Raw genomic sequence first — 25,467 nt, 5'->3', positions numbered from 1 at the left:
TCTCTTGAACGTCGTTCAAAGCTGGGTTATGCATTGCTTCGTGAACATCGTTCATAGCAGGGAACAGCCAATGCTCAAGATGTTTCTCACCTTCGTCCGCGGCAACGCCGCCATTGCCGAGGAGCGCTTCGCCGATCGCAACGCGCTCCTCATCCTCGACCAGCAGATGCGCGATGCCGCCGGCGCCTTCGAGCGTGCCAAGAAGGCGCTTGCGGTCGCGATCGCGCAGGACCGGCAGGAGAGCGAGCGGCTCGCCGCGAGCCAGACCCGCATCGCCGATCTGGAGAACCGCGTCGCCGCCGCGCTTGCCGCCGGCGACGAGGCCTTGGCCCGCGAGGGCGCCGAGGCCATCGCCGCCCTCGAGGCCGATCGCGATGCGGCGGCGGGCGCGCAGGCTCTCTTCGCCGCCGAGATCGTCCGCCTGCGCCGCCATGTCGGCCAGGCGCAGGCGCGCATCGCCGAACTCGATCGCGGCCGGCGTCTTGCCCGCGCCTCGGAGGCGGTGCGCCAGATGCGGCAGGGCCGGATCGAGACCGGACCTGCCCATGAATCGACGCTGGCCGAGGCCGAGCAGACCCTGAAGCGCCTGCGCGAGCGCCAGGTCGAGACCGAGGCGGCAGAGACTGCGCTCGACGAGCTCGACGGCGCAGCCGCCGCCTCGGTCACCGAGAAGCTCGCCGCCAAGGGCTTCGGCCCCAGGCTGCGGAGCACTGCCGACGACGTGCTGGAGCGGCTGCGCAGCCGGCAGCTCCAGGCGAATTGACCTCTTCATTCCGCAAACGCATCCGACGGGAGAACAACCATGAACCAGAATGCACAGCCCCATAGCGGCGCCTGGGTCAGCTTCACCTACGCCTCCTTCTTCGCCGCCGCGGCCATGGTCGGCGCCGGTGTCCTGTTCCTGCCGCTCGACTGGTGGGCGAAGGGATATCTGGCGATGGGCTGCGTGATGCTGGTCCAGTCCTGCATCACCATGACCAAGACGGTGCGCGACATGCACGAAGCCTCGAAGCTGGTGAACCGGATCGAGGACGCCCGCACAGAGCGCCTGCTGATGGATGCCGGCAAGCCGGCTCTGTGAGCTTTGACGCTCAGCCGGCAAGTCCCGCTTAACCGCAAACCGAGATCGGCCGGCGCAGGCAAGAGTTGCTAAAGCCCGGCCGATGCAACCTCACCGTCCCTTCCCGTGAGATCGCCATGTTCGACACATTGATGCTGAAGCGGCGTTTCGCCCCGCTGTTCTGGGCGCAGTTCTTCTCCGCCTTCAACGACAATTTCCTCAAGAACGCGCTGGTCTTCATCATCCTCTACAAGCTCGCCGGCTCGCATGGCGAAGCGCTGGTGACCCTGGCGGGCGGGCTCTTCATCGCGCCCTTCTTCCTGCTCTCGGGCGTAGGCGGCCAGATGGCCGACCGCTTCGACAAGGCGGTGATGGCGCAGCGGCTCAAGCTCGCCGAGATCGGCGCGGCGGCGGTCGCGGTCCTCGGCTTCATCTTGCATTCCGTGCCGGTGCTGTTCGTCGCGCTCTTCCTGTTCGGGGTGATCGCGGCGCTGTTCGGGCCGATCAAATACGGCATCCTGCCGGACCATCTGAAGCGCGAGGAATTGCCGGCCGGCAATGCGCTGATCGAAGGCGCGACCTTCATCGCCATTCTGCTCGGCACCATTGCCGGCGGCCTGACGGCGCGCGAAGGCGGCGATGCCGCGCAGCTCAGCCTGCTGATCCTGGTGTTCGCGCTGGCCTGCTGGGTCGCGACGCTGTTCATCCCGAAGACCGGGCCGTCGGCGCCCGATCTCGTCGTCGACCGCAACATCTTGCGCTCGACCCGCGACCTGCTCAGGGATCTCTGGGGCGATGCCCGGCTCTGGCGCACCGGTGTCATGGTCTCGCTGTTCTGGCTGATCGGCGCTGTCGTGATGTCGCTGCTGCCTTCGCTGGTGAAGAACGGCATGGGCGGCACCGAAATGGTCGTCTCGACCTATCTCGGCATCTTCGCGATCGCGATCGCGGTCGGCTCCGGCATCGGCTCCTTCCTGTCGAGCGGGCGCATCGTGCTGCTGCCGGTGCCGGTCGCCGGCGTGGTGATGGGCCTGTTCGCGCTCGATCTCGGCTGGGCCGTCTCGGGCATCGTCGCACATCAGCCGGCGCAGGACATCGGCGCCTTTTTCGCCGGCTCCTCCGCCTGGCGCGTCGGCATTGATCTCGCCGGCCTCGCCATCGCCGGCGGCGTCTTCGTCGTGCCGTCCTTCGCGGCGGCGCAGGCCTGGGCCCCGGCCGACAAGCGCGCCCGCATCGTCGCCGCCATCAACGTGCTTTCGGCTGCTTTCATGGTTGCCGGGGCCGTGGTGGTCGCGCTGCTGCAGGCGGCGGGGCTGACGCTCAGCCATCTCTTCCTGCTGATCGGCGTACTCACCATCGCGGCGTCCATCTGGATCCTGCGGACGCTGCCGACCAATCCGCTCAGCGATTTCCTTTCGATCCTGTTCCGCGCCTTCTACCGCGTCGAGGTCACCGGCCGCGAGAACATCGCCAAGGCCGGGGACAACGCGATCATCGCGCTGAACCATGTCTCCTTCCTCGATGCGGCGCTGGCGCTCTCGATCCTCGACAAGGAGCCGGTCTTCGCCATCGACCACGGCATCGCCCAGCGCTGGTGGGTGAAGCCCTTCCTGAAGCTGACCCGTGCCATGCCGCTCGATCCGGCGCGGCCGCTGGCGACGCGCTCGCTGATCAACGCCGTGAAGAACGGCGAGAGCCTGGTGATCTTCCCGGAGGGACGCCTTACCGTCACCGGCAGCCTGATGAAGGTCTATGACGGCGTCGGCATGATCGCCGAAAAGTCCGGCGCGCAGGTCGTGCCGGTCCGGATCGAGGGGCTGGAGGCGACGATCTTCTCGCGCTTGACCCGCGAGCAGGTGCGCCGGCGCTGGTTCCCCAAGGTGCACGTCACCGTGCTGGAGCCGGTCTCACTGACCGTGGCCGAGGAGCTGAAGGGCAAGCCGCGGCGCCAGGCGGCTGGCGCAGCGCTCTACCAGATCATGTCCGACCTGATCTTCAAGACTACCGATATCGACCGCAGCGTCTTCGCCGCGGTGGCCGAGGCGGCGACCATCAACGGCAAGGGCCGCGTCGCGGTCGAGGATCCGATCACCGGAAGCCTGACCTATAAGCGTCTGCTGATCGGCGCCGAGGTGCTCGGCCGCAAGCTGATGCCGCTCGCCGGCAAGGGCGAGGCGATCGGCGTGATGCTGCCCAACGCCAATGGCGCGGCGGTGACGCTGCTCGGCCTGATGTCGGCGGCGCGCGTGCCGGCGATGATCAACTTCACCGCCGGCGCCAGCAACATCGCCGCGGCCTGCAAGGCGGCTGAGGTCAAGACCATCGTCACCTCGCGTGCCTTCGTCGAGAAGGGCCGGATGGGGCCGCTGATCGAGGCGCTGCAAAGCGAGGTCAAGATCGTCTACCTCGAGGACGTGCGTGCCACCGTCACGACCGGTGACAAGCTTTGGGCGCTCTGGCGCCATGGCACGCCGATCGAAGAGGCCAAGGGTTCTGACCGCGCCGCGATCCTGTTCACCTCGGGCTCGGAAGGGGTGCCCAAGGGCGTGGTGCTCTCGCACCGGAACATGCTGGCCAATGCGGCGCAGGCCGCGGCGCGGATCGATTTCGGCCGGCGCGACAAGGTCTTCAACGTGCTGCCGGTGTTCCATTCCTTCGGCCTGACGGCGGGGCTTGTCCTGCCGCTGGTCTCGGGCGTACCGGTCTATCTCTACCCGTCGCCGCTGCACTACCGGATGGTGCCGGAGCTGGTCTATGGCTGCAACGCCACCATCCTGTTCGGCACCGACACCTTCCTCACCGGCTATGCCCGCGCCGCGCACCCTTACGACCTGCGCTCGCTGCGCTACATCGTGGCCGGTGCCGAGCCGGTGAAGGACACGACGCGGCGGACCTATGTCGAGAAGTTCGGCCTGCGCATCCTCGAAGGCTATGGCGTCACCGAAACCGCCCCGGTGCTGGCGCTGAATACGCCGATGTTCAACCGCTTCGGCACGGTCGGCCGGATCATGCCCGGCATGGAAGCCAGGCTCGAGCCGATGCCGGGTGTCGAAGAGGGCGGCCGGCTGCATGTCGCCGGGCCGAACATCATGCTGGGCTATCTCAAGTCGGAGAACCCCGGCGTGCTCGAGCCGCCGCCCGAGGGCTGGCACGACACCGGCGACATCGTCGTGATCGACAAGGACGGCTTCGTCACCATCAAGGGCCGCGCCAAGCGCTTCGCCAAGATCGCCGGCGAGATGGTCTCGCTCGCCGCGGTCGAAGCTCTCGCGGCCGAATGCTGGCCGGGCGTGCTCTCCGGCGTCGCCAGCCTGCCCGATACCCGCAAGGGCGAGCGGCTGGTGCTGGTGACGCAGCAGAAGGACGCGACGCGCGCCGCCTTCCAGGCCTTCGCCAAGAGCAAGGGCGCCGCCGATTTGATGATTCCGGCCGAGGTGATGGTGGTGCCGGCCGTGCCGGTGCTCGGCTCCGGCAAGCTCGACTTCGCCGGCATCTCCAGGCTGGTGAAGGAGCGTGCCCAGGCTCCCGCCCCAGCGGTGGCTTGATGCTCGGCTTCTGGCTGAAGGCGCTGCGGCGACCGACGCTCGACCTGACGCTCGCGACCGCGCCCGGCCTGACGACGCGGATCATCGAGCGGCCGGGCGTGGTGCTCGACGATGCCGAGCTTGCGGCGCTGGTCGAGCAGCTCCGCACGGTGGCGGGGCGAACGCTGGCGCAGGGCGCGCTGAGCTATGGCGTCTTCTCCGGCGAGCGCGAGCGCCTGAGCCAGAGCATCGTCACGCTGATCAGCGAGACGGCGACCGGGCGCCCGGTCGCCTTCAACGCTTTGGCGCAGATGCAGCTTTCGCTGAACGGCGAGCCGGAGCAGGTCACGCATCTCGGCCTCGTCATGGTCGATCCGGAAGTGCGCGGGCGCGGGCTCTCCTGGGTGCTCTATGGCCTGACCGTGCTGGTGCTGTTCGTGCGCGGCGGCCTCCGGCCACGCTGGATCTCGAATGTGACGCAGGTGCCGAGCGTGGTCGGCATGGTCTGCGAGACCTTCTCCGACGTCTATCCCTCGCCGGATGCCAGCAGCCGCCAGAGCTTCGCCCATCTTTCGCTCGCCCGGCAGATCATGCGCGGGCACCGCCATGTCTTCGGCGTGGGCGAGGAGGCCGGCTTCGAGGAGGCCCGTTCGGTCATCACCGACGCCTATACCGGCGGCTCGGACGACCTGAAGAAGAGCTTCGAGCAGGCAACCCAGCATCGTGAGGTCAGCTACAACGATTTCTGCCGGGAGACGCTGGACTACGAGCGCGGCGACGACGTGCTCCAGCTCGGCCGCATGGATCTGGCGGCGGCGCGAGGTTACCTGCTCGGACAGGTGCCGCGCGCCTCACTACCTGGGCTGATCGGCGCTTCCGCCTTCCTCCTGCTGCAGCGGCTGGTGCTGCCTTTGCTGCACTGGCTCGACGACACCCGGCGTTTTGGCACATTGCGTCCACGCGCCGCGAGGACGAAGCCATGATTCCCGGATTCAGCTACGAGCTCTTCACCACCCGCAATATCGGCTTCGTCACGGAGGCGGAGCAGGCAAAACTGCGGCAGGCGACGGTCTTCGTCTGCGGCGTCGGCGGTATGGGCGGGGCCGCCTTCATGGCGCTGGTCCGGGCGGGGGTCGGCCACTTCGTCATCGCCGATATCGACGTGTTCGAGGTCTCGAACCTGAACCGACAGGTCTTCGCCAATGCCGGCACGGTCGGCCGGCCCAAGGCCGAGGCTGCTGCCGAGGCGGCGCGCGCGATCAATCCGGAGATCGAGATCGAGGTACTCGGCGCCGAATGGGCGGAGCGCCTGCCGGAGATCGCGGGGCGCTGCAAGGTGATCATCAACGGCATGGACGACATCGCCGCCGGCCTGCACCTCTACCGCACGGCAAAAACGGCGGACGCCAGCGTGATCGATGCCTATATGGCGCCGCTCCCCTCGGTGATCGTGGTCCGGCCGGAGGATCCGCGCCCGGAGGAGCGGCTCGGCTTCCCAACGCTCGGCAAGGACTGGCGCAGGCTCAGTGAGGACGACAAGCGCGCGGCGATGCTGTGCGAGGTGACGCATGTCATGCTGCATTCGCGCTCGCGCCATCATGTCGACCTTACCATCGCCGGCGAGGTCGCGGCCGGCCGGCGCAGCCGCATGTCCTTCGCGCCGATGGTCATCACCACTGGCATGATGATGGCTTATGAGGCGATCGCTTTGGCGCTGGGCAAGCGCACCGGCACCGATTGCCGCGGCTGGTTCTTCAACCCCTATCGGCCGGCGGTCGAGCGGCCTTTGCCGGCGCCGATCGCGGCATTGTTGAAGCCCTTCGTGGTGCGGGCACTCAAGCAGATGGTCGCCGGGCCATGAACGGCGGTTTCGCCAACCCTGCCTTGGTCGCCGATTCCATCGTCGACATCTGCGGCGCGCTCGGGCTTGCCGTCGCCATGCTGACCCTGCGCCGGCGCGATCCGCGCGGGGCGCTGACGACGCGCTTTCTCGTGGCGATGGGGCTTGTCGCCGCGCTCTTCCTGCTGCGTGGCCTGAGCTGGTGGAGCGGCAGCGTTCTGCTGGAGCGGCTGGCGCTGTCCTGCGCCGCGCTGTTCCCGCTGGGGGCGCTGATCGTCACGGAGGGCATGCTGCGCCGGCATGCGCCGCGCGCCGGCAAGATCGCCGTGCTCGCCGGCTCGGGCCTGCTGGTGCTCGGCAGCCTCATTGGTCTTGCCGATCATCCCTGGGCCTATGATCTGGCGCTGGCCGCCTTCCAACTCGTCACGGTCGCCTTTTGCGGCGCGCTGCTGTTCCGGCGCGACCCGGCATCGCTGACCGAGGCGGAGAATACCAGCGTCTGGCGGCTCGGACTCTGTGCCTTCCTGATCCTGCCTTTCGCGCTCAGCGATTTCCGCGGGCTGCTGCCGGACATGCCGGTCCGGCTCGGCGGCGTCGGCGCATTGCTGCTGGTCTCGATCGTGCTGGTGACCGGTGGGGCGGCGCCGACGCGCCGGCAGGGCTTCTTCCTGCTCAGCCTGCGTGTCATCGCCGCGCTGCTGCTGGGCGTGGCCGCTGCGCATGTCACGCCCGGCGCCGATCTCGCCCATGGCGTCAGGCTCTGCGCCGTCACTCTCGCCGGCGTGCTTGCGATCGCGCTCGCGGTCGATGCGCTGTCGAGTTCCTTCGATGCGGCCGCGCCCGGCGTCCTTGGCTCGCTCGCCCGCTCGCGGGCGGAGACGCGGGAGGCGCTGATCGCCCAGCTTGCCGGACATCCGCTGTTCAGCAGCGCCCGCCGGCTCGGCGAGGCCGAGCTGCGCGACTACGACCCCCCAATCCTGAAGCCGGCGCTGCGCGAGGTCGCCGTGCTTCATGCCTCCGGACGAAGCTGGCCCTGGCCTTCGACCAGCCCGGCCGCCGAACGGCTCGCGGCCTTGATGGCGGCCCATTCCGCCAGCCATCTGCTCGTGCTCGGCGAGGAGCCGCTCGACCTGCTGCTGGTCACCGTGCCGGTCGTCTCGGACGATCCCGCGACCGAGACGGCGCTGGCGCTGGTGCGCCGGCTCCTGGCGAGCGCCCCGAGCAAGGTTCCGGCATGATCGAGATCACCAGCAACGACCGCAAGGCCGCCTTCGCCGTTACGGCCGAGGTCTATCCGGCCGACAGCCCCTATGTGCCGACGATGTGGTCCGATTTCGACCGCATGCTCGATCCCGCGCGCAATCCGCTGGTCAAGGACGGGCATGGCCGCTTCGAGCTGTTTACGGCGCTGCGCGATGGCCGCCCGCTCGGGCGCATCGTCGCCGCGATCCACGACGCATCGAATGCGCGCCACGGTACGGCCCGGGCCCAGTTCGGCTATTTCGACTGCGCGGATGATGCCGAGGTCGCCTCGGCTCTGCTCGGTGCTGCCGAGAGCTGGGCGCGCGAGCGCGGCATGGCGGAACTCGTCGGCAACTTCAACCTGACGGCGATGCAGCAGGCCGGCGTCGTCACCGGCGGCTTCGACAACACGCCCTTCACCGACATGCTCTTCAGCCCGCCGCATATCGCGCGGCTGCTCGAAGCGAACGGCTATGCCCCGACCTTCCCGATGACGACCTTCCGGATCGCCCTCGCCGAGGTTGATCCCTCGGGACTGCTCGGCGACAAGCAAAAGGCGATCCTCGCCGATCCCGATTATCGCTGGATGCCGATCGACCGCCGGCATTTCGCCGAGCGGCTGGAGGAATCGCGCCTCATCCTCAATGACGGCTTCGATGCCAACCCGATGTTCGTGCCGCCCACGGCCGAGGAATACCGCTTCCAGGCCGGCGACATGATGTGGGTGATCGACAAGCGCATCTCGACCGTGGTGCACCACAAGGGCGAGCCGGTCGGCGCGATCATCGCGATCCCCGATCTCAACCCTCTGGTGAGGGCGGTTGGCGGGCGGATCGGCCCGAGCTTCCCCTTGCGCTTCCTCTGGCATCGCTGGACCAACCGGCGCGCCGTCATCGTCTACCAGTCGGTCAGCCGCGCCTTCCATAATCGCGGGCTCAACGGCGCCATGCTCTACAAGGTGACGAGTGCGCTGAAGGCAGCCGGCTATGACGAACTCGGCGGCACCTGGATCGCCGACGTCAACGGGCCGAGCCTCAGGCAAGCCGAGAAGGCGGGAGCAAAGCCGCTGCATCGTTTGCATCTCTTCGCCAAGAGCCTGCGAGGCTGACGACGATGCTCGACCGCGCCCTGCTCGAAGACCTCATCGCCGAGGTTCGCCTCGCACCCAGCGTCCACAATATCCAGCCGACGCGCTGGCGGCTCATCGGCAGCGACACGCTGCTCCTGCTGGAGGATGTGTCGCGGCGCCTGCCGGCAGCTGATCCGTCGGGGTACGATGTCAGGCTCTCGCATGGTGCCGCGATCGAAGGGCTGTCGCTGGCGCTCGGCCAACGGGGGCTGCGGATCGCGGAGGTCGGGCCATTGATCGACGCCATGGCGTCGGATGGCTTGCAGCCCGTCGCGCGCATCACCGTCGCTGCGGGCGGCGAGCTTGATGGGCTGGCGGATTTCGTCCCGATCCGGACAAGCTGGCGCGGTGGTTTCCGGCCCCTCGATGCCGCAGGCCAAGCGGCGCTCCATATGTACTCCGCCATGGTCGGCGATGTGCGGCTGGTCCGCGACGTGGACAGCGTCGACGCGATCGCGCGGCTCGGCGACGAGGCTGGTTTCCATTTCCTCTGCGAGGACGCCCATCGTGCCGAATTGCTGTACTGGATGCGGCTGTCGCGCTCCGATCCGTTGTACCAGCGCGACGGGCTCAGCGCCGAGGCGATGGCGATGCCGGGTGTGGTGGCGTTCGGCACGCGGCTGGTGCTCGGCCCGCTGTTCCCGCTGTTGCGTCGGCTGGGTCTTGCCGCGACGCTGGCGAGCGAGCGCGGCAAGTTCGCGAACTCCGCCGTCGCACTCTTCCATCGGCCGGATGGCGAGGATCCGCTCGTGAGCGGGCGCGCTTTCTACCGGGCCTGGCTGGCGATGACGGCACAGGGGCTCGCCGCCTGTCCGGTCTCGGTGCTGGCCGACTGGCCGGCGAGCAACCGACGGCTTGTCGAAAAGCATGGCATTCCGGCAGGCCACCGTCTGGTCAATGTTTTCAGGCTCGGTTTGGCCACGGGGGCGTTTCCGGCAGCGCGAGCACGCTTGCCGCTATCGGAGCTGATCGTCTGGTCGAAGCCGCGAGGCTGGACAATCGGCGACGAGGCGACAGATTGAACCGAGGTCTTTCTGCGAGAGGATGCCAGGCATGCTGCCGGACGAGATGGTCAAGCGCTTCAGGGTCACGGATGGCGACGACTTCAAGCTGAAGCGTTTCGACCCCGGCGAGACCTGCGGCCTCGATCTCGACAAGGACGGTGCGCGCGATCTGCTGCAGACCGGCGTCAAGCGCCTGCGCGAACTGCAGGAGCGGCTCTTTGCCGAACGGCGCTGGTCGGTGCTGATCGTGCTGCAGGCGATCGACACCGCTGGCAAGGACGGGACGATCGAGCACGTCATGTCCGGGGTCAATCCGCAGGGCTGCGAGGTCACCTCCTTCAAGGCGCCGAGCTCGCTGGAGCTGCGCCATGATTTTCTCTGGCGCACCGCCTGCGCGCTGCCGGAGCGCGGCGAGATCGGCATCTTCAACCGCTCTTATTACGAGGAGGTGCTGGTCGTGCGCGTGCACGAGGAGCTGCTGCGCAGGCAGGGCCTGCCGCCCAAGCTGATCGGCAAGCATGTCTGGCGCGATCGCTTCGAGAGCATCCGCGATTTCGAGAAGCATCTGGCCCGCAACGGCACCGTGGTCCTGAAGTTCTTCCTCAATTTGTCGAAGGATGAGCAGCGCCGGCGCCTGCTGTCGCGGATCGACGAAGCCGACAAGAACTGGAAATTCGACGCGGGTGACCTCGCCGAACGCAAGCACTGGGACGACTACCAGGATGCCTATCAGGACGCGATCGCCGAGACCGCGACCAAGCATGCGCCCTGGCACGTCGTTCCCGCCGACAACAAATGGTTCACCCGGCTGATCGTTGCGGCAGCGATCGTGAACCGGCTGGAAAAGCTCGATCCCCAGTTCCCCGTGGTCGATGACGAGGCCCGCAAGGTCATGGCCAAGGCGCGCAAGGAGCTGCTTGCCGAGGATGGCGGTCGCAAGCGCAAGGGCGGGGATTAATCCTCGTCTTCCGCAGGGGAGGCGGCGTCGCTGCGGACATAGCGCCAGAGCACCTCGGCGATCTCGGCCCGCTGGCGAGCCTTCGCCTCCGGCGAGGACATGTCCCAGCGGAACTGCGCCTCGAAGGTGTGGCGGTTCGCCACCGAGAAGATCGACAGGGCGTTCAGCGTGGCATGGAGCGCGTGCGCATCAACCTCAGGCCTGATTGCACGAAGATCCTTGCCCTTGGCGAGCACGCGCTCGATCTGGCCGATGATCGGCCGCGTCATCTGCTGGAGCGTCTCGCTGCGGGCGACATGCCGGGCGCGATGGATGTTCTCGATCGCGACCAGCCGGACGAATTCCGGATTGTCCTGATGGAAGTCGAAGGTGAATTCGGCGAGCCGGCGGATCGCCGCCTCCGGCGCCAGCGTCTCGAGGTGCAGGCTCTCCTCGGCCTGGCGCATTCTGCCATAGGCCATCTCCAGCACGGCGATGAAGAGCTCTTCCTTCGAGCTGAAATAGTAGAAGATCAGCCGCTTGGTGATCCCGGCCCGCGCGGCGATCGCGTCGGCATTGGCGCCGAGCAGCCCGTTCTCGGCGAACTCCTCGAAGGCGATCTGCAGGATCTCGGCTTTGGTCTTCTCGCGATCCCGGCGGCGGACATTGGCCGGTTGGTCGCCCGCCGGCTTGCGCGTGCTCGCTGCTGTCATCCCGCGATCCCGATTGCCTGTTCCGATGAGGAACCCCGTTTGATTAGCTCATCCTACGGCGCTTGACAGCAATTATCCATCAGGTTAATTAAAGCACAATTATCCCAGCAGTTAATTGTGGGATGCATGGCGGTCATAGGGAGCCGTGGGAGCATGAAGACCATCGCAATCGGCGTGATCGGCGCGGGGCTGATCGGGCGCAAGCATCTGGCCAAGATTGCCGCGCATCCCGACTTCTCGCTGGCGGGGATCGCCGACGTCAATGCCGAGCAGGTCGCGGCCCAGAACCCCGATGCGCGCGTCTTCGCCGATTACCGGACGATGCTCGACGAGGCCCGGCCGGAGGCCGTCATCATCGCCTCGCCCAACCAGCTCCATGCCGAGAACGGCGTCGAATGCGCCCGCCGCGGCATCCATATCCTGATCGAAAAGCCGGTGACGGACACGCTGGCAACAGCGACTGCGCTGATCGAGGCGACCAAGGCCGCCGGCATCCGCTCACTGGTCGGTCATCATCGCCGCCATCATCGCCAGGTCGCGACCTTGCGCTCCCTGCTGAGCGAGGGCCGGATCGGCGATCTCGTCGGGGTTTCCGCGATCTGGGCGGTACACAAGCCGGAGGCCTATTTCAGCGCGGCGCCCTGGCGGACGCAGGCCGGCGGCGGGCCGGTCCTGATCAACCTGATCCATGAGATCGACTTCCTGCGCTTTTCCGTCGGAGAGATCGTGGCTGTCGGCGCCGTCCTCTCCAATCGCCGGCGCGGCTTTGCCGTCGAGGACACAGCCGGCGTGCTGATCGAGTTCGAGAACGGGACGATCGGCACCTTCTTCGTCAGCGACAGCGCCGTCTCGCCCTGGACCACCGAGCAGGGCGTCGGCGAATCCCCGGAGTTCCCGTTCAGCGGCGAGAGCAGCTATCGCTTCATGGGCAGCCGCGGCGCGCTCGAATTCCCCAATCTGGTGCAATGGGCGCAGGCTGGTGACGCCCCGAGCTGGAACCTGCCGATCCAGGCGCAACGGGTCCATGCGCCGACGCTCGATCCCTACATCGCCCAGCTCGATCATTTCCGCGACCTGGTCCGGGGCGAAGCCGCCTCGCTGCAGCCGGTCGAGGACGGCGCGCGTACGCTGATCGCGACGCTCGCCGTGGCCGAGGCCGCCGCGGGCGGGCAGCGGATCGACCTGCGCGAGCGCTACGCGACCGTGCTTCCGCGCGCGTAAGGCGCTCGCTGGAGCGCGCTAAGTTCCCACGGAGCCATACCGTCCCCCTGGGCGAGCAAAGCTCGTCCAGGGTCCATCGTAGGATTCAGTGCCTTACGATGGATCCCGGAGCTGCGCGGCTTCGCCGCTTGTCCAGGATGACGGTGTGGCTCCGAGGAAAAATCCGCTATCCGCTGCATGAGGAGCTGTCGCAGCTCGCGCGCGAGTTCATGATCCCACTGCGCGAGGCGCTGACAGCCTGACCAACAGCGCTGGCGGAGCGTTCGGTCAGACGTGGCCGTACTTCGCCAGGGCGTCGGCGAGGGAGAGCCCGCGCGAGAGCTCCTGCCGGATCTTGACCTCGACTGCGGTCAGGCGTTCGGCCTCCACCAGCACCTCCTCGATCCGCTCCGACGGGATGGCGATGGCGCCGTCCTCGTCGGCGAGGATGAAGTCGCCCGGCTTGATCTCGACATAGCGGCTGGTCGCGCCCCGCATCAGCACCGGCACCTGGCTGGCATTGACCTTCCAGCGGCCGATCGACTGCACCGGGGTGCGATAGCGCGCATAGACCGGGAAGGCCTGCTCCCCGATCCAGCGGATGTCGCGGATGCCGCCATCGACGAGGGCGCCGACGCAGCCCTTCTCCTTCATGCCGATCGCGATCAACTCGCCGAAATAGCAGATGCCTTCGCCGTCGCCGCTCCAGACCGTGACCTCGCCGGGCGAGACGCCCTGGCAGGCCTTCATCTTCTCGGCATCGCCGCCGAGCGGGAACGGCGTCATCTGGCCGCGGATCGTATAGGCAAAGCCGGCGAGCTGCCCGGTCGTCGCCGGATAGGGCGCAAATTGCGGCGCCAGCCCCTGGTCCGGCAGGCCGAGCGTGTCGAGCACGTCGGCGACATTGGAGGTGTCGACGGCAAGGAAGCGGCGGCGGATGTCCTCGCGCCAGGTGGCGTCGCGATGCGGCAGTTCGGTCATGATCAAAAATCCTTTCAGATGCTCTGGAGATAGCCGCCATCGACCCGGATGACCGAGCCGGTGATGTAGGCGGCGCGGGCGCTGGCGAGGAAGGCGACGGCGTCGGCGTATTCCTCGGGCGTGCCGTAGCGGCCGAGCGGAATCGAGCCCGTGCTCTCGGCGACGATGTCGGCGAGCGGGCGGCCTTCGCGCTTGGCCTTCTGCTCGTCGAGAAAGAGGATGCGGTCGGTGGCGATCCGCCCCGGCAGGATGATGTTGCAGGTGATGCCGGCCGCTGCGACCTCGCGCGCCAGTGTCTTCGACCAACCGACCAGCGACAGCCGCAGGGCGTTCGAGATCGCGAGGTTCGGGATCGGTGCGACGACGCCCGAGGAGGTCGAGGTGACAATCCGCCCGAAGCCGCGCTCGCGCATTCCCGGCAGCACCTTGTCGGTGAGCGCGATGACGGAGAGCACCATCGCCTGGAACTGCGCCGTCCAGGTCTCGGGCGGCACGCCGGCGGCGAGGCTCGGCGGCGGGCCGCCGGTGTTGTTGACGAGGATGTCGACGGGGCCGAGCGCCTCGCCGATCGCGGCAAGATGCCCGTCGGCCTCGTCGAGGCGGCCGATGTCCCAGCGCCGCGCCAGATGGGCTAAGCCGAGGGCGGAGAGGTCGGCGGCCGTCGCGGCGAGAGCCTTTTCGTCGATATCGGCTAGCGCAACCTTGGCGCCCTCGCGGGCGAGTGTCCTGGCGATGGCGCGGCCGAGCCCGCCGCCGGCGCCCAGTACGAGCGCCGTGCGTCCAGCAATTTCCAGATCCATGATGGGTTCCTTGTGAGAGCCGGCTTACGAGCCGATGCGCAGGGGAGCGTCGAGCTTGCGCAGATAGGAGATGACCGAGAGCGCGGTGATGCGGCCGGTCTTCGGGTTGTCGCTCGGCACGTTCTCGATGGTCATGGAGAAGCTGGCGGAGTCGGCGTCGACCTCGATGGTGTGGGTGTTGCGGGTCAGGGCCGGATCGGCCCAGATCTCCAGCGTCGTCCGGTCCGGCCCGATGCCGGCGAGCGAGAGCGCGACGGCGACGTTGAGATTGGCCGGGAAGCCGATCGCAGCCTCGCGCGGCGTGCCGCTGAATACCCGCGTCGGCTCCCGGACATCGTCGAGGGCGATATTGTTCTCGATCAGATAGGGCGCGCCGACGAGGCCGCGCACCGGCTTGCGGGTGATCATCCGGACCGAGCGGATCACGCCCTCGGCCGCAGCGGTGACGGCATCGAGGCCGAGCAGGGCGCCGGTCGGCACGACGATCTGGCCGCCATGTTGGCGGGCGATCTCGATCAGCCCCTCATGCGAGAGGATGGCGCCGGAGCTCAGCACGATCACTGTCTTGCCGGCACGCAGGAAGGGCTCGGCGATCGCCGGCAGCAGCGCAGCCGGAGCGCATTCGACGACGATGTCGGCGAGTGCTTCGAGCTCCTCGATCGCAACGACAGGGATCGCCCGGGAGAGATGGGCGAGGCGTTCGCGGGCCTTGTCGCGGTCATTGGCGGAGACGGCGACGAGCTCGCAGCCGGGCACGCCCTGGTCGAGCACGCTGGCGATCTTGAGGCCGACGGCGCCGAGACCGGCGATGGCGACCCTCCGGCGCGGATGCGCGCCGGGTGCGGAAGGGGAGGTCATGGGCGTTTCCTTGTCTTCAGCCGGCTGATGGTGCCGGGAACAGGCTGGCGTAATGGCGCGCGCAGGCGCCGGCCGTGGTGAACCAGATGCGGTCCTGGTGCTTGTTGAGATGGTCGAGCACCCGGCGGAACTGCCGGATGCGGAAGGGCTGGCCGACGATGAAGGTGTGGATCGTCATGCCGTAGACCAACGCCTGCTGCTCGGACTGGCCGAGCATCTCGTCGAGATTGTCGATCGCCATATCGGCGAAGGCCTGAGCCGTGCCGTCATGCAGCACGACCATCGGCACGTCGTTGACCTCGTGCGGATAGGGCATCGCCAGCAGGGGGCCGCCCTTGGTCCTGAGCCAGACCGGCTGGTCGTCCATCGGCCAGTCCATGGTGTAGCCGTAGCCGGCCTCGGCGAGCAGGTCCTCGGTGTTGGCGCTGGGATGGGCGCCCGGGCTCATCCAGCCGGCAGGCGCAGCGCCCTCATGGCTCGCGATCGCTTGCGTCGCCTCGGCGATCAGCCGGCGCTCGGCCTCGACCTCCATGCCGTTCTGGTGCTCGGAATTGGTGCGGCCATGGGCGACGATCTCGTCGCCGCGGCGGCGATGGGCCGCGACCAGTTCCGGGCAGTGCGCGTAGCACTCGGTGTTGAGCAGCACCGAGAGCGGCAGGCGGTACTCGTCGAAGAGCTCGATCAGCCGCCAGCCGCCGACGCGATTGCCGTATTCGCGCCAGGCCCAGTTATAGGTGTTGGGGTGCTGGAGCCCGGGCGAATAGGGCAGGCCGAGTCCCGAGCCATAGGCGAAGTGCTCGACGCAGAGCGCGACATAGACGGCGAGCCGCTTGCCGCCCGGCCAGGTGAAGTCCAGCCGGTCGACGATGGGCGAGTAGGGGAAGCGTCCAGGGGTAGGCAGCATGAGCGTGGGTCCGTCAGGGGCGATAATCGGCCGGCGCGACGACCGAGGAGAGATCGACGGTCGCGACGTTCTCACGCGTCACCAGCAGGGCCGGCAGCACGACGCGGGCCTCGACCGGCTGCTTCGCCGCGGCTTTCAGCGCCTGCGCCATCGCGGCCTTGCCCTGGGCGACGACCTGCTGGATCGAGGTGCAGGCGATGTCGCCGTCCTTCAGCATCTGCTGGGCGGTCGGGCTGAAGTTCGAGGCCGAGACCTTCACCGGCTTGCTCGCCGACTTGAAGGCCGAGACGACGCCGGCCGCCATGTCGTCGGTCGCGGCATAGATGCCGGCGAGATCAGGAAAGCGCTGCGTCCAGTCCTCGGCGGTGCCGAGCGCGGCGTTGCGATTGTCGGCGAGGCGCGATTCCGCGACGATCTTGACGTCCGGGGCCGCCTTGGCCAGCGCCTCGCGGAAGCCCTTGGCGCGCAGGTCCGACCAGGCTTGGCCGGCGGGCCCGGCCATCATCGCGACCGTGCCCTTGCCGCCGACGGCCTTGGCCAGGCATTCGGCCTGGAGCTTGCCCATGTCGGCATGGTCGGCGCTGACCAAGGAGGCGAGCTTCGGCGTGTTCGGCGGCGAGGAGATGCCGATGACCGGGATGCCGGCCTCGATCGCACGCTCGACGATCGGCTTGACTGCATCGCCATTGGTGGCGCCGATCACGATCGCGGAAACCTTGCGCTGAATCAGGTCCTGCACCTGGGCGATCTGCTGCGAGGCGTTGGCGTCGCCGCCGGCATTGAGCTTCAGCACCTTGGCGCCGCCCGCCTTCGCCTCGCTCTCCATGCCGTAGACGGCGGAGATCCAGAAGGAGGAGGCGAGGTTCGGCACGGCGATGCCGATCGTCTTCTCCTGGGCGAAGGCTGGTTGCGCCAGCGCGGCGGCAGCGATCGAGGCGAGCAGGAGGCTACGGCGGGACAGGAATGTCATGGCGATACGTCCTTGGGCTGGCGGTTGCGGGTGAGAAGCGAGCGGAGGGCGGTGTCCATCAGGCCGGAGCCGAGGATGACGAGGCCGACGGTGACCTGCGCCAGGAAGGGCGAGACCCCGGTGAGATTGAGCCCGGTCAGCACGACCTGGACGAAGAAGGCGCCGGCAGCGACTGCGATGGCGTTGGCGACGCCGCCCGACAGGGCAGTCCCGCCGATGATTGCGGCGGCGATCGCCTGCAATTCCATGCCGGCGCCCTCGGTCGGCAGGCCGGCGCCGGCCCGCGCCGTCATCAGCGCTCCGGCGAGCCCGGCGAAGAGGCCGCAGAGCTGGTAGGCCCGGATCTGGAGCGCACCGGCATCGGCGCCGACCAGGCCGACGGCCTCGGGATTGGCGCCGAGCATCAGGATGCGCTTGCCGAGCGTGGCATGGCTCAGCAGGAACTGGGCGCCGAGGACGCAGGCGAGGGCGAGCCAGGCGAGCGGCGGCAGGCCGAGCACCGGATCGAAGGCGAGGCTGGTGGCCTGGCCGGCCTCCGTGAGCGGCACGGCCTGGCCGTCATCGCTGACCAGCAGGGCAATGCCCTTCAGCGCGACCAGCGAGCCGAGCGTCGCGACGATCGGCTGCAAGGCAAGGCGGCCGACCAGCCAGCCGTTCAGCGTGCCGCAGGCGAGGCCGACCAGCGGGGCGACAATCAGGCCCGCCAGCCCGAAGCTGTTGGCAGCCATGGCGGCGAGCGTTCCGGCGAGTGCCGCGATGGCGCCGACCGAGATGTCGAAGCCGCGGGCGGCGAGGGCGAACATCTGCCCGGTCGCGAGCAGGACGAGGACCCAGGCCTGGCCGGCGATGCTGGCGGCGTTGCCGAGCGAGAGGAAGCCGGGCGCGATCGCGGCGAAGATCAGGCCGGCGGCGATGATGCCTGCGGGAGCGACGAGCAGACGGGGAGCGATGACCTGGTTCATCCGCGCCTCCCATTGGTCAGCAGGCGGACCGCGTTGCCGAGGAAGGCCCAGTCGCGCTGGAGCAGCACGGCTCCGATGACGAGCGTGCCGAGCAGGATGAGCTGGTAGGCGGTCGGCAGGTTCAGCAGCACGACGATGTTGTTGAGCATGGCGACGATCAGCACGCCGCAGGCGACCTGCAGGACATTGCCGCGCCCGCCGCCGAGCGGCAGCCCGCCGACGGCGCAGGCGGCGATGGTCTCGAAGGGGAGGTTCGGCGCGAGCATGGGCTGGCCCGAGGCGACGCGGCTGGTCAGGATCACAGCGCCGAGCGCGCAGAACAGGCCGGCCACGGCATAGCCGGAGAAGACGAGGCGAGGCACGGAGAGCCCGGCGAGCCTGGCGGCCGTGGCATTGGCACCGACCAGATACCAGCCGCGTCCGAGTCGGGTCTTCGCGAGCAGCAGATGCAGCACGGCGAAGGCGGCGGCGGCGCAGAGTATCGGCACGGGGATGCCCAAGACACGGCCGCGTGCCGGAAAGGAGAACGCATCCGACGGCGGCGCATCGATCGGCAGGCCGCCGGCGAGCCAGGCGGCGAGGCCCGATGCGATCATCAGCATGCCGAGCGTCGCGATCACCGGCGGCACGGAAAAGCGGGCGACAAGCAGGCCGTTGACCATGCCGACGCCCAGGATCAGCAGGCTGCCGAGGAGGAAGGCGCCGACGACACCGGTTGTCGGCAAGGCCATGACGATGACGACGCTCGCCAGCGCCGCCGAGGCACCGAAGGAGAACTCGATGCCGGCGAGGATGACGACGATGGCTTGGCCGCAGGCGACGATGCCGAGGATGGCGGCGATGCGCAGCACGTTCTCGATATTGCCGAGCGTGCCGAAGCGCGGCACGGCGAGAGCGGCCAATCCGAAGAGCAGCGCCGTCACGATGAGGATGACGGGCGGGCGCTGGCTGGCAGGCATGCTGGATGGGCCCCGGTCGCCGATTGGAAAGCTGCTCATGCCGCGGCCTTTCCGGCGAGCGCGGCCATGATCGCCTCGGTCGAGGCGCTCCCCGGCAGGTCCTCCGCGATCATGCCGTCTCGGACCACGAGGTAACGGTCGCAGAGCGCCGTCAGCTCGTCGAGGTCGCTCGAGGCGACGAGGACGGCGATGCCGTTGCTGGCCATCTCGATGACGGCTCGGTGGATCAGGGCGCGCGCGGCGACATCGACCCCGCGCGTCGGCTCGAGCAGGACCAGCGCCCGCAGGTTCGGGAGAGCAAGGCAGCGCGCGATCAGCAGCTTCTGCTGGTTGCCGCCGCTGAAGCTTGCGGCCTCGGCATCGGGCCGGGCCGGATGCAAATGCAGGCGGCGCAGCAGCGGCTCGATCGCGGCGCGTTCGCGCGTCTTGCCGAGAAGGCCGCGGGCGGAGAAGCGAGAGAGGGCGCTGGCCGAGGCGTTGCCGATCGCGCTGACTGGCGGAAACAATCCCTCGGCATGGCGGTCGGCCGGGACATAGGCGACGCCGAGGCGGACGGCCTCGCGTCGATCGCCCAAGGCGAAGCGCTGCTCGCCGACAGCGATCTCGCCTTGGCCGGAAGCGGCGCCGGCCATGGTCGCGGCGATGGCGAGCGCGCCAGAGCCGACCAGACCGGCAAGCCCGACGATCTCGCCGGCGTGCACCGAGAGGTCGAGGGCATGGCCAGTCGCCATGCGCACGCCAGCCGCAGTCAGGACCGCCTCCGCCCGGGCGCTGCCGGAACGGTGCTCGTGCTCGACCTGCATGCCCAGCATCGCCTTGACTAGCGTGGCGCGGTCATGCCGGCCGATCGGCGCGGCATCGATCACGGTCGCGCCGTCGCGCAGCACGGTGACCTCGTCGGCGAGGCGTTCGATCTCGTCGAATTTGTGCGAGATGAAGAGCACGGCCGTGCCGCCGGCACAGAGATCGCGGACCACGGCGAAGAGCCGATCGGCTTCGGCGCCGTTCAGCGCGGCGGTCGGCTCGTCGAGGACGAGGATGCGGCAATTGCGGCCGACACCGCGGGCGATCTCGAGCAATTGGCGCTCACCGAGCGAGAGCGATGAGACCGGACGGTCGAGGTCGAGGTCGAGCCCGACGCGAGCGAGCCAGGCCCGCGCCTCCTCGCGCGGCACCAGCGCCTTGCGGCTGAGGCCGGCGCGGCCGGCAGCAAGCTGGAAGGCGGAGAGATTGTCGAGGACGGAGAGTTCGGGGAACAGGCTGAGATGCTGGTAGATCGGCACGATCCCGGCGGCGATCGCCTCGGCGACCGAGCGGAAGGCGACGGGCTTCCCGGCGAGGGAGACGCTGCCGCTGTCGGGCTTCACCGCGCCGACGATGATCTTCACCAGGGTCGACTTGCCGGCACCGTTCTCGCCGAGCAAGGCGTGGACGCGGCCGGCCTGCAAGGTCAGGTCGGCGCTGCGCAGTGCGCAGGTCGCGCCATAGCGCTTGGCGATGTCGCGCATGGCGAGCGCGATCGCTGGCTCGATCGTCATCGGCAGTTCCCCGTTCACCGGTGCCATGCCCGTGGGCAGGTCCGGCGTTGACGAGACGATGAAGCCGTCGCCCGGTCGTCACAAACGAATTGTTCGGCGCTCATGCATGATCTAATCTCATGCATACGAGAGGTACTGCATGCGAAAGAGGCGCCTGCCGCCATTGAATGCGCTGCGTGGCTTCGACGCTGCCGCGCGCCACCTGTCCTTCACCAAGGCCGCCGAAGAGCTGAGCCTGACGCAGGGCGCCGTCAGTCGGCAGGTCAAGGAGCTCGAGCTTCATCTCGGGCAGGAACTGTTCCGCCGCTTCACTCGCAGGATCGAGCTCACCGCCGAGGGGGAGCAGTTCTTCCGCAGCGTCGAGAGCATGCTCGACGAGCTCGAGCGCGCCGCTGGCCGCTTTGGCCGGCGCAGGGACCGGGCGACGTTGACGGTGTCGGTGCTGCCGACGATCGCTTCCGTCTGGCTGATGCCGCGACTGCATCTCTTCACCAGCCTGCATCCGGAGATCGAGCTGCGCGTCGTCTCGTCGATCGAGCCGGCTGACCTGCTCGCCCACGAGGCGGATGTCGCGATCCGCGTCGGACGCCTGCCGGGCCGGCACTATGAGCGCAACCAGCCACGCATCGAATTGTCGATGCTGACGCGCTGGGACGGTGTCCATGCCGACGAGCTCTTTCCCGATCGGCTGGTGCCGGTCTGCTCACCGGGCCTGATCGGCGAAACGGACGTCACTCCGGCCGATCTGGCGCGCTGGCCGCTGATCCATACCTCGACGCGCCGCCATGCCTGGCCCGACTGGCTCAAGGCTCATGGTGTGCGCGCGGCGATCGAGATCGAGCAAACGCTGCAGTTCGGGCATTTCTTCATGTCGCTCGATGCGGCGCGCCAGGGGCGTGGCATCGCGCTCGTGCCTGATATCATCCTGGCGCATGAGGAGGGCATGCGCGGCTTGACGGTTCCGCTGACCAGCGAGCTCGACAGCGCCGGCGAATATTACCTCCTGATCCACGAAAGCCGTTTCGACGATCCGCGCGTGCAAGGTTTCAGGAACTGGGCCTTGAAGGAGTCTTTCAAAGTTCGCGGCAATTCACCGAAGCTCGCCCCGGCCTGACCGGGCGAAGGGATTTGAACCATCGCTCCTCAATATTGGAACGTGATTCATTGCGCTTTTCTCATAATTATTGGGTATTCTGGCTGCCAATTGGGCTTCACATCAGGCGATCCGTTGCGCCTTACGTTAGATGCCGGCCTGAAGCCGCTGCACGGCTGTAGCGAATTCAACGAATCCTATCGTCGAAAGATGACCGTCTCGCCCCACGGTCGCGGCAGGTCGCGCCGTGCTCTGAAGTCCTGGAGCAATGCCGCAATTCCCCGAATCGTGGAATTGCCCCAGGCCTTTGTTCTATCGCATTGTCTTCACGCGAGCCGGTGCCCACTTCGCTCGAAAATGCTCTGGAGTTCTGGTGGCGACGGTTTCCTTCGTCCGTCAGTCACCTCGTTTTGCCGATGGCCACCGGCTGCCCTCCTTTGATGATCCCGATATAGTTTACCGTCTCGATCTGGAGGTCGGCTCCATAGGCTTGCTTGCCGCCGAGACTGAGCTTGTCGCCCTGAACGGATTCAATTGGCATGGCTGTGGCCAGGGCAGCCGCTACCTTGGCGGTATCGTCGGCCGTGCCGGCCTTTGAGATCGCTGCCAGCATAGCCCTGGCACCATCGTAATAAGCGACAAGGATCTCGTTAGGCACATGGCCGGTGCGCTTTTCGTAAGCGGCGGCGATGCGCTTGTAGCCGGCATTGTTGGGGTCGGCATAGAGCATGTTGATCAGCCCTTCGGAGGCTTGGGCTCCAGCTGCCGCCACGATGTCGCGCGGCCCCGCGCCGCCGGTCTTGAAGATCAGCCCGGTATAGCCGAGTTCGCGCGCCTGCCGCACAATCAACCCGGCGGTGGCGGGTGGCGTGCCGCCAAGCTCGATGATATCCGGCTTGTAGGCCATGAGCTTCGTCAGCGTCGGCTGGAAATCTCGCAAGGCGCGTTCGTAGAGTTCCTTGCCGACGACCTCGAAGCCCTTTTCCTTGAACACGCGCTCGCCGAGTTCAGTCTGGTCCCAGCCGGTCTCGTCATTGGGGTTGATGATCGCGACGCGCTTGGCCGTCGGATGATTGGCCTTCAACCAATCCACCATCGACGGCACATATTCATGCGGCGTGCTGTAGAGGCGGAACATATAGGGATTGGATTTGTCGAGAGCCTTGCGGGTATAGGCCGAGCTGAAACCGAGGACCTTGTTGTCCATCACCGCCTCACGCAGGGCCATCGTACCCGCCGAGGACAGAATGATCACAAACTTGACGCCGTCCTGGTTGACCAGGCGGTTGAAGGCCGCCACCGCATCGGCGGTCTTGTACTGGTCGTCATAGGCTACGACCTCGACTTTCAGCTTTTTGCCGCCAACATCGAGCCCGCCCTGTGCATTGATCTCGTCGGCGGCGATACGCGGCCCTTCAGCCGCAGCGATGCCCCATGGCGCGCCCGGGCCGGTCAGGGCCGAAATCACGCCGATCTTGACGGTGTCGGCGGCGAGCGCCGCACCACCCTGCGCCAGGGCGTAAAGAGCGACAGCGCCGACCATGACGGCGCGGCGCGACAAGACGCTCGACAATTGCATCATCTGATCCTCCCAAGGTGAAAGCTCCGTTCTGGAGCCATTTTTTGAACGTCCGGCGGGGTAAGCGTCTTGGTCTCCTAGAGCTGCCCGGCGGGAACGCGTGCGCCTCCGCCGGACAATGTGGCGAGCATCGCCTGGGTCTGCGCGCCGGGACACGGCGCGGGCGCAGGCCTTTGCGAAGGGGTCCGCCCGAAACGAATCGGCGGAGCCGGCTGCATCTGGCCGTCAACCTGCACAAAGCTCTCGCGAGCCAGATGGTCGGGATGGTGGATGGCTTCAGCTGGCGTCAGGACGGGCGAGACACAGGCGTCGCTGCCCGCGAACAGAGCGGCCCAGTCGCGCCGGGAGCGGCTGGCGAAAAGTGCCGCCATCTGCGCACGGCGCGCCGGCCAGCGCGTCTTGTCCATCTGGTCATGCGCGGTCAGCCGGGGCAGGCCGAGCCCGTCCATCAGCACATCATGGAAGCGGGGCTCGATCGCGCCGACGGCGAGATAGCCGTCATCCGCGCAGCGATAGGTGGTGTAGAAAGGTGCGCCCCCATCGAGCAAGTTATCTTCGCGCCGGCTGCTCCAGCCGCCATCCTGCGTCAGGCTGTAGAGCATCGCGGCCTGGATCAGCGCTCCGTCCATCATGGCGGTGTCGACGGTCTGGCCCTGGCCTGTCCGGAGCGCGCTGAGGTGGGCGGCCAGCACGCCCGACAAAAGCAGCATGCCGCCACCGCCGAAATCGCCGACGAAATTTATTGGCGGCGGGGGAGGCGCATCGGCCTGTCCGATCGGCCAGAGCGCACCTGACATGGCGATGTAATTGAGGTCGTGCCCGGCCGTCTCCGCAGCCGTGCCGCCGCGCCCCCAGCCGGTGACGCGGCCATAGACCAGCTTGGGCCGGGCCGCGAGCGCAGGTTCAGGGCCGAGCCCAAGGCGCTCCATCACGCCGGGCCGATAGCCCTCGATCAAGATGTCTGCCCGCGCGATCAGGTCCAGCGCCCGGGCCTGACCTTCGGCGCTCTTCAGATCCAGCGTCACCGAGCGCTTGCCGCGCCCGAAAACAGCGTTCATCGCCAGCGGGTCCTGAGCGCCAGGCCGGTCAATCCGGATGACGTCGGCGCCCATATCGGCCAGCATCATCCCGCAGAACGGGGCCGGGCCGATCGCCGCGAACTCGACGACGCAGATGCCGGCGAGCGCCCCGCTAGACATGGGCGGCACTGCTCCGGCCCGCTTCCTTGGCCGCTATTTCGCCGGCCAGTGCCAGTATCGAGCGGGCCTGCTTGAGATGCGGCATGTCGAGCATCTTGCCGTTGAGCCCGACGGTGCCGACCCCTTGCATCTCGAAGGCCTGCACGACCTGCTGGGCATAGGAGATTTCCTCGGCGCTGGGCGCGAAGGCGGCATTGATGATGTCGATCTGGTCGGGGTGGATTGCCACCTTGCCGGTGAAGCCGGCGCGTCGCCCAAGCTCGGAATCGGTTTTCAGCCCTTCGGGATCGCGATAGTCGGCCCAGATCGTGTCGATCGGCTCGACGCCTGCCGCCCGCGCGCCGAGCAGGCAGAAGCTGCGTGCCATTCGATAGGTCATCTCGTAGCTGCCATCGGGCAGCCGGTTGGTTGTCGCCTGCAGCGCCGCCGCCAGGTCTTCGGCGCCCCAGGTCAGGCCGGCGAGCCGCGGGCTGGCGCCGATATAGCTCGAGAAGGAGAGCAGCGATTCCGGCGTCTCGGTCGCGACCGGCACGATCTTGGTTGCGCCGCGCGGAATGTCCTCGCGTTCCTCCAGCACCGTCAGATAGTCGCCCAGCAGCTTCACATCGGCGCCCGATTGCGTCTTGGGCAGGAAGACGACGTCAGGTTCGCCACCAATCACGGCGACGAGATCGGCCAGCGAGGACGGTTGCGACAACGGGTTGATCCGCACCCAGAATTGCTTGGTCCGGCTAGCGCGAGGATTGGTTCGCAGCCAATCGGCGATGAGGGCCCTGGCAACGGGGGCGCGATCGACCGAGACCGAATCCTCCAGATCGAAGATCAGCGCATCGGCATTGCCAAGCATGGCCTTGTTGAACTTGCGCTCGCTGTCTCCGGGCACGAAAAGGAGCGATCGAACCGGCATAGTCAATCCTTTCAAACGGCATGAACAGGATTTGGCCATACCATTAAAAAGAATGCAAGTTGATATTG

At 67.6% G+C, this 25,467-nt stretch carries 23 protein-coding genes; 11 read left to right on the top strand and 12 right to left on the bottom strand.

Annotation, left to right across the window (positions count from 1 at the left end):
- Positions 1-70: 70 nt before the first annotated feature.
- The 9 genes from VGV58_RS21565 (at position 71) to VGV58_RS21525 (ending at position 10,757) form a co-directional block, all read left to right on the top strand.
- Positions 71-763: a PspA/IM30 family protein gene (locus tag VGV58_RS21565; protein ID WP_326876070.1), complete on the top strand. Its 693-nt coding sequence runs from the start codon at positions 71-73 to the stop codon at positions 761-763.
- Positions 764-802: 39 nt separating this feature from the next.
- Positions 803-1,081 carry a YiaA/YiaB family inner membrane protein gene (locus VGV58_RS21560; RefSeq protein ID WP_152015746.1) on the top strand — a complete coding sequence of 93 codons (279 nt, stop codon included), beginning with the start codon at positions 803-805 and terminating at the stop codon, positions 1,079-1,081.
- Positions 1,082-1,197: 116 nt separating this feature from the next.
- On the top strand, positions 1,198-4,605 hold the full coding sequence (locus VGV58_RS21555; protein ID WP_326876069.1) for an acyl-[ACP]--phospholipid O-acyltransferase: 3,408 nt from the start codon (positions 1,198-1,200) through the stop codon (positions 4,603-4,605).
- Positions 4,605-5,567, top strand: coding sequence for a hypothetical protein (locus VGV58_RS21550; RefSeq protein WP_326876068.1), 963 nt, complete (start codon positions 4,605-4,607; stop codon positions 5,565-5,567). Before VGV58_RS21555 ends, VGV58_RS21550 begins: the two co-directional genes overlap by 1 nt.
- Positions 5,564-6,445 carry a ThiF family adenylyltransferase gene (locus tag VGV58_RS21545; protein ID WP_326876067.1) on the top strand — a complete coding sequence of 294 codons (882 nt, stop codon included), beginning with the start codon at positions 5,564-5,566 and terminating at the stop codon, positions 6,443-6,445. Before VGV58_RS21550 ends, VGV58_RS21545 begins: the two co-directional genes overlap by 4 nt.
- Positions 6,442-7,662: a hypothetical protein gene (locus VGV58_RS21540; protein WP_326876066.1), complete on the top strand. Its 1,221-nt coding sequence runs from the start codon at positions 6,442-6,444 to the stop codon at positions 7,660-7,662. The genes VGV58_RS21545 and VGV58_RS21540 overlap by 4 nt, the downstream gene beginning before the upstream one ends.
- Positions 7,659-8,774, top strand: coding sequence for a GNAT family N-acetyltransferase (locus VGV58_RS21535; protein WP_326876065.1), 1,116 nt, complete (start codon positions 7,659-7,661; stop codon positions 8,772-8,774). The genes VGV58_RS21540 and VGV58_RS21535 overlap by 4 nt, the downstream gene beginning before the upstream one ends.
- A 5-nt stretch (positions 8,775-8,779) precedes the next feature.
- Positions 8,780-9,817 carry a hypothetical protein gene (locus VGV58_RS21530; RefSeq protein ID WP_326876064.1) on the top strand — a complete coding sequence of 346 codons (1,038 nt, stop codon included), beginning with the start codon at positions 8,780-8,782 and terminating at the stop codon, positions 9,815-9,817.
- Between the two features lie 31 nt (positions 9,818-9,848).
- Positions 9,849-10,757: a polyphosphate kinase 2 family protein gene (locus VGV58_RS21525; RefSeq protein WP_414644037.1), complete on the top strand. Its 909-nt coding sequence runs from the start codon at positions 9,849-9,851 to the stop codon at positions 10,755-10,757.
- On the opposite strand, the gene VGV58_RS21520 is transcribed toward VGV58_RS21525, so the two are convergent.
- Positions 10,754-11,449, bottom strand: a complete 696-nt coding sequence (locus tag VGV58_RS21520; RefSeq protein WP_326876062.1) for a TetR/AcrR family transcriptional regulator — start codon at positions 11,447-11,449, stop codon at positions 10,754-10,756. The two genes, VGV58_RS21525 and VGV58_RS21520, sit on opposite strands and share 4 nt — an antisense overlap.
- Before the next feature lie 153 nt (positions 11,450-11,602).
- Here VGV58_RS21520 and VGV58_RS21515 point away from each other — a divergent pair, with 153 nt between their 5' ends.
- Complete coding sequence (locus tag VGV58_RS21515) at positions 11,603-12,670, top strand: Gfo/Idh/MocA family protein (RefSeq protein WP_326876060.1); 1,068 nt, start codon at positions 11,603-11,605, stop codon at positions 12,668-12,670.
- A 267-nt stretch (positions 12,671-12,937) separates the two neighbouring features.
- Here the strand turns inward: VGV58_RS21515 and VGV58_RS21510 are convergent, their stop codons facing one another.
- Genes VGV58_RS21510 through VGV58_RS21475 form a run of 8 tightly spaced genes read right to left on the bottom strand, consistent with a single transcriptional unit; the run spans position 12,938 to position 20,621 of the window.
- Entirely contained in the window at positions 12,938-13,630 is a 693-nt protein-coding gene (locus VGV58_RS21510) for an RraA family protein (protein ID WP_326876059.1), read from the bottom strand.
- A gap of 14 nt (positions 13,631-13,644) precedes the next feature.
- Entirely contained in the window at positions 13,645-14,430 is a 786-nt protein-coding gene (locus VGV58_RS21505; RefSeq protein ID WP_326876058.1) for an SDR family oxidoreductase, read from the bottom strand.
- Positions 14,431-14,454: 24 nt separating this feature from the next.
- Complete coding sequence (locus tag VGV58_RS21500; RefSeq protein WP_326876057.1) at positions 14,455-15,288, bottom strand: aspartate dehydrogenase; 834 nt, start codon at positions 15,286-15,288, stop codon at positions 14,455-14,457.
- Positions 15,289-15,304: 16 nt separating this feature from the next.
- The gene (locus tag VGV58_RS21495; RefSeq protein WP_326876056.1) at positions 15,305-16,192 is read right to left on the bottom strand and encodes a polysaccharide deacetylase family protein; all 888 of its coding nucleotides are present in this window, start codon (positions 16,190-16,192) and stop codon (positions 15,305-15,307) included.
- A 13-nt stretch (positions 16,193-16,205) separates the two neighbouring features.
- Positions 16,206-17,162 (bottom strand): TMAO reductase system protein TorT, encoded by a 957-nt coding sequence (locus VGV58_RS21490; protein WP_326876055.1) that lies wholly within the window; start codon positions 17,160-17,162, stop codon positions 16,206-16,208.
- Positions 17,159-18,124: an ABC transporter permease gene (locus VGV58_RS21485; RefSeq protein ID WP_326876054.1), complete on the bottom strand. Its 966-nt coding sequence runs from the start codon at positions 18,122-18,124 to the stop codon at positions 17,159-17,161. The genes VGV58_RS21490 and VGV58_RS21485 overlap by 4 nt, the downstream gene beginning before the upstream one ends.
- Positions 18,121-19,122 (bottom strand): ABC transporter permease, encoded by a 1,002-nt coding sequence (locus VGV58_RS21480; protein WP_326876053.1) that lies wholly within the window; start codon positions 19,120-19,122, stop codon positions 18,121-18,123. The genes VGV58_RS21485 and VGV58_RS21480 overlap by 4 nt, the downstream gene beginning before the upstream one ends.
- Positions 19,119-20,621, bottom strand: coding sequence for a sugar ABC transporter ATP-binding protein (locus VGV58_RS21475; RefSeq protein WP_326876052.1), 1,503 nt, complete (start codon positions 20,619-20,621; stop codon positions 19,119-19,121). Before VGV58_RS21475 ends, VGV58_RS21480 begins: the two co-directional genes overlap by 4 nt.
- Before the next feature lie 139 nt (positions 20,622-20,760).
- Between VGV58_RS21475 and VGV58_RS21470 the strand changes: the two genes are divergently transcribed.
- On the top strand, positions 20,761-21,735 hold the full coding sequence (locus tag VGV58_RS21470) for a LysR substrate-binding domain-containing protein (RefSeq protein ID WP_326876051.1): 975 nt from the start codon (positions 20,761-20,763) through the stop codon (positions 21,733-21,735).
- Between the two features lie 379 nt (positions 21,736-22,114).
- Here VGV58_RS21470 and VGV58_RS21465 read toward each other — a convergent pair whose 3' ends face one another.
- The 3 genes from VGV58_RS21465 to VGV58_RS21455 all read right to left on the bottom strand — a co-directional run bounded on the left by VGV58_RS21465 (position 22,115) and on the right by VGV58_RS21455 (position 25,399).
- Entirely contained in the window at positions 22,115-23,296 is a 1,182-nt protein-coding gene (locus tag VGV58_RS21465; protein ID WP_326876050.1) for an ABC transporter substrate-binding protein, read from the bottom strand.
- Positions 23,297-23,370: 74 nt separating this feature from the next.
- Positions 23,371-24,492, bottom strand: coding sequence for a CaiB/BaiF CoA transferase family protein (locus tag VGV58_RS21460; RefSeq protein WP_326876049.1), 1,122 nt, complete (start codon positions 24,490-24,492; stop codon positions 23,371-23,373).
- A complete protein-coding gene (locus VGV58_RS21455; RefSeq protein ID WP_326876048.1) occupies positions 24,485-25,399 on the bottom strand; it encodes an HpcH/HpaI aldolase/citrate lyase family protein in 915 nt (304 codons plus the stop codon). Before VGV58_RS21455 ends, VGV58_RS21460 begins: the two co-directional genes overlap by 8 nt.
- Between the last annotated feature and the right edge of the window lie 68 nt (positions 25,400-25,467).

The organism is Allobosea sp., assembly GCF_035944895.1.
Taxonomy (GTDB): domain Bacteria; phylum Pseudomonadota; class Alphaproteobacteria; order Rhizobiales; family Beijerinckiaceae; genus Allobosea.
This window is presented reverse-complemented; position numbering and strand designations above follow the sequence as displayed.

Coding starts and splice junctions, on each gene's coding strand:
- VGV58_RS21465 (WP_326876050.1), bottom strand. CDS start 23,296: ATGATGCAATTGTCGAGCGTCTTGTCGCGCCGCGCCGTCATGGTCGGC.
- VGV58_RS21455 (WP_326876048.1), bottom strand. CDS start 25,399: ATGCCGGTTCGATCGCTCCTTTTCGTGCCCGGAGACAGCGAGCGCAAG.
- VGV58_RS21540 (WP_326876066.1), top strand. CDS start 6,442: ATGAACGGCGGTTTCGCCAACCCTGCCTTGGTCGCCGATTCCATCGTC.
- VGV58_RS21535 (WP_326876065.1), top strand. CDS start 7,659: ATGATCGAGATCACCAGCAACGACCGCAAGGCCGCCTTCGCCGTTACG.
- VGV58_RS21525 (WP_414644037.1), top strand. CDS start 9,849: ATGCTGCCGGACGAGATGGTCAAGCGCTTCAGGGTCACGGATGGCGAC.
- VGV58_RS21500 (WP_326876057.1), bottom strand. CDS start 15,288: ATGACCTCCCCTTCCGCACCCGGCGCGCATCCGCGCCGGAGGGTCGCC.
- VGV58_RS21470 (WP_326876051.1), top strand. CDS start 20,761: ATGCGAAAGAGGCGCCTGCCGCCATTGAATGCGCTGCGTGGCTTCGAC.
- VGV58_RS21555 (WP_326876069.1), top strand. CDS start 1,198: ATGTTCGACACATTGATGCTGAAGCGGCGTTTCGCCCCGCTGTTCTGG.
- VGV58_RS21545 (WP_326876067.1), top strand. CDS start 5,564: ATGATTCCCGGATTCAGCTACGAGCTCTTCACCACCCGCAATATCGGC.
- VGV58_RS21520 (WP_326876062.1), bottom strand. CDS start 11,449: ATGACAGCAGCGAGCACGCGCAAGCCGGCGGGCGACCAACCGGCCAAT.
- VGV58_RS21550 (WP_326876068.1), top strand. CDS start 4,605: ATGCTCGGCTTCTGGCTGAAGGCGCTGCGGCGACCGACGCTCGACCTG.
- VGV58_RS21515 (WP_326876060.1), top strand. CDS start 11,603: ATGAAGACCATCGCAATCGGCGTGATCGGCGCGGGGCTGATCGGGCGC.
- VGV58_RS21495 (WP_326876056.1), bottom strand. CDS start 16,192: ATGCTGCCTACCCCTGGACGCTTCCCCTACTCGCCCATCGTCGACCGG.
- VGV58_RS21505 (WP_326876058.1), bottom strand. CDS start 14,430: ATGGATCTGGAAATTGCTGGACGCACGGCGCTCGTACTGGGCGCCGGC.
- VGV58_RS21475 (WP_326876052.1), bottom strand. CDS start 20,621: ATGACGATCGAGCCAGCGATCGCGCTCGCCATGCGCGACATCGCCAAG.
- VGV58_RS21565 (WP_326876070.1), top strand. CDS start 71: ATGCTCAAGATGTTTCTCACCTTCGTCCGCGGCAACGCCGCCATTGCC.
- VGV58_RS21510 (WP_326876059.1), bottom strand. CDS start 13,630: ATGACCGAACTGCCGCATCGCGACGCCACCTGGCGCGAGGACATCCGC.
- VGV58_RS21560 (WP_152015746.1), top strand. CDS start 803: ATGAACCAGAATGCACAGCCCCATAGCGGCGCCTGGGTCAGCTTCACC.
- VGV58_RS21485 (WP_326876054.1), bottom strand. CDS start 18,124: ATGAACCAGGTCATCGCTCCCCGTCTGCTCGTCGCTCCCGCAGGCATC.
- VGV58_RS21480 (WP_326876053.1), bottom strand. CDS start 19,122: ATGAGCAGCTTTCCAATCGGCGACCGGGGCCCATCCAGCATGCCTGCC.
- VGV58_RS21490 (WP_326876055.1), bottom strand. CDS start 17,162: ATGACATTCCTGTCCCGCCGTAGCCTCCTGCTCGCCTCGATCGCTGCC.
- VGV58_RS21460 (WP_326876049.1), bottom strand. CDS start 24,492: ATGTCTAGCGGGGCGCTCGCCGGCATCTGCGTCGTCGAGTTCGCGGCG.
- VGV58_RS21530 (WP_326876064.1), top strand. CDS start 8,780: ATGCTCGACCGCGCCCTGCTCGAAGACCTCATCGCCGAGGTTCGCCTC.